This window comes from Candidatus Dependentiae bacterium (genome assembly GCA_018266175.1).
GTDB lineage: Bacteria > Babelota > Babeliae > Babelales > RVW-14 > JAFEAY01.
Genome location: JAFEAY010000002.1, coordinates 1 through 2741 on the forward strand (window position 1 = coordinate 1; position 2741 = coordinate 2741).

The following is a 2741-nucleotide window of genomic DNA, read 5'->3' on the forward strand; positions in this document are numbered from 1 at the left end:
TTACTTTAAAAGATAAATTATTTTGAGAATTTGCCCAAAAAGGGAAAATGCATAAAATGTATATTCTAAAAATAGATTTCATTTTTTCATAGATTTTTCACAGGTTTGCAGCCAACGGTTTCGGGCTTTGCGTTCGGGCGGGTTTCGGAGCACAAAGTTTCAATTTATTACAAAAGTTCATTAGAAGCACCAAGCTCCAAGTTTGCACGTCAGCCCGCCTGACGCAAAACCCGTGTTATAGCCAGTTTTTTTTCATCGTTTGTAAAAAGGTTCTGTCTGTTTTAGAAAATAGTCACTTATGACACTCTTGTTAATTTTTATAAAGTCAACAAATACGTGTTGTTCTAAAAATTGTTTTGCTGTAAAACCCGCTTCTTGTGTTAAGTTCTGTAAATCACCGTCCACGTCAAGTCCAAAAATGTAATGTGGCGGTTCACCACTGTCAGGATTAAAAATCCAACCTAAATAAGCTGCTTTTACGTTTGGTCGTTCCGAAAAAAGTTTTCTGAGAGAATTAACTATGTCTGTTGGGTATTTAGCTGGTTGTCCAATTTGAACTTGTGTTTCCTTTTCTATTGTCAAGGTCTTTGCGGTATCGGTCAAAATAGTTCCGTTCAAAAGTCTTTCTATTTCGTCAGGCAACATTTCTTTTCCATAGTCTGAATATGGGTTAAGCAAGAAAGTCGCTCCTTTGGCAAGTCCAAATAAGTTTTCGCCTTTCATTTGCATATATTCTACTTGTTCTTTTACCACGCCTTTGTCAAAAATTCTGTCTGTTGAAGTAAACACGGGAATTTTTCCGTCAGGATAAGAAACAATGTTTACAGAAGTGTCTTGTTGCAAAGTTTGGTCGCCTTCTGGCAAATTTGAGTTTTGCGTTATTACAACAAGTTCGTCTGTTAAAAGACGTTTGTAAAATTCTGCTCTAAATGCTGGTTCTGTCGCTGCTTTTTGAAGCAACTGTTCCAATGTCAAACTGTTGTTATTAGTCTGTCCATTTTGTTTCTTTTTCAAGAAGTCTAAAAGTCCCATTATATTGTTTGTCGTTGGTTCTTAAAATTGGCTATAACGTTTTGGGTATTGCCGAAGGCGGGGATTTTCAGCACTAAAGTTCATACGAAGCACTAATGTTGAACCTTGAAGAAATGTCCAATCGAAGCCGTTCAGCCACGCTTTTGGCAATACCTTGTTAGCGGCTGGCAAGTTTGTCGGCAAGTCTTTCTGCCAAGTTTTCAATGTCGTCATATCTCGCTATTTGTTGTAACCAATTTTTAGGAATATTATCAAGTCCGTAAAGAAGTCCTGCAAGTCCACCTGTAACTGCACTAGTTGTGTCTGTGTCTCTACCTAAATTTACTGCTTTCAATACGGCTTCTTTGTAGTTGTCTGTTGTAAGCAAACACCAAATACTTGCTTCAAGTGTATGCAAAACATAACCGCTACTTTGAATCTCATCTTCTTCAAGTTTGTAAATTTCACTTTTTAGCAACCTTTCAAACAAAGTAATTTCTTTCGGATTGATTGCAAGGTTTGTCAAGTGATTTGAAATTTCTGTTTGTAGGTTTTTGTAAATTTCAAACTTGTCTTTGCCTTCAAAAATTTGCTTTGCAAATTCAAGATAGTAGAAACAAGCAATTACAGAACGAATGTGTCCGTGAGTGATTGAAGAAACTTGTTTTGTAATGTTGTAGCGTTTATTGATTGGTTTGTCAAGCAAAATAAAAAGCAAAGGCAAAATTCGCATAAGCGAACCATTTCCATTGTCGCTTTCGTCAAAACCGCCAGCGAATTCAGGTTTTTCGCCTTGTGCAAGTCGTGAAATTGCCTGTCGTGTTGCAATGCCAATGTCAAAAACATTTCCGTGTGGTGTCCAATAATTTTCGTGATACCATTTAACAAAATTTTGTCCGACTGTGTTTAAGTCAAACTCATTCGTTAGTGCTTCTGCAAGGCAAAATGTTAGCGAACTGTCGTCTGACCAAGTACCTGCAGGCAAATTGTATGTTCCGTAACCAATCATATCAGTTACAGGATTTTTGGTTATCATTTGTCTGCTGTTAAACTCAACAGGAACGCCCAACGCATCGCCAACTGCAACTCCAAAAAGTGCAGATTTTATTTCTTCGGAATAATCAACTCCTTGATTTGTAAAAAGCATATTTCCAAAATTACTCCAACCTTTTACTGCATCACCTTCAGTTTTTATATTGCGGTTTGAATAAATTTTGCGAACGTCAATTCCTAAAATTCCTCTTGCTATAAGAAAAGAAAAAGTTTCAATGTCTGTATTGTCATCTTCGTTTCTATATTTTTCTTGATTTCTTTCTGCCCAAAATTCTCTTATTGAATAACCATCAGTTTCTTTATTGAGTTTTGTTTTATACATTCCGTTGCCTGTCCAAGAACGATGAAAGTAAAGCCATTCGTTTTCGTAATAGATAAACCATTTGTCCTCCATTTGTTGTGGAATAAGCCCATTTGTCAATTTTGAAAATTGTTTGTCGGTCAAATGTAGGTCAATGACAATCCGTTTTGGGTTGTCAATAGGTTGGTTTTTCCAAGAGTCTTTTGTTGCTATTTCGTTCATCTTGCACGGTGTTGGTTTTGCTTGCCGCTAACGTTGGACGGCTTGGCGTTTGTGGCGGCATTTGAAATACGTCAGCCGACAACTGAAGCCGAATAAAGAACTAAAGTACAAAACATATTCTACTGCTCAATAGTGTATTGTCTGCCGGAATAAA

At 36.9% G+C, this 2741-nt stretch carries 2 protein-coding genes; both read right to left on the reverse strand.

Annotated elements, in window-relative coordinates:
- Positions 1-252 precede the first annotated feature (252 nt).
- Positions 253-1032 (reverse strand): enhanced serine sensitivity protein SseB C-terminal domain-containing protein, encoded by a 780-nt coding sequence (locus JST56_00045; protein MBS1987365.1) that lies wholly within the window; start codon positions 1030-1032, stop codon positions 253-255.
- 157 nt (positions 1033-1189) lie between these two features.
- Positions 1190-2158, reverse strand: coding sequence for an ADP-ribosylglycohydrolase family protein (locus JST56_00050; GenBank protein ID MBS1987366.1), 969 nt, complete (start codon positions 2156-2158; stop codon positions 1190-1192).
- Between the last annotated feature and the right edge of the window lie 583 nt (positions 2159-2741).

Bases quoted from the DNA above. Each gene is read 5' to 3' on its own strand.
- JST56_00045 (MBS1987365.1), bottom strand. From the start codon at position 1,032: ATGGGACTTTTAGACTTCTTGAAAAAGAAACAAAATGGACAGACTAAT.
- JST56_00050 (MBS1987366.1), bottom strand. From the start codon at position 2,158: ATGCTTTTTACAAATCAAGGAGTTGATTATTCCGAAGAAATAAAATCT.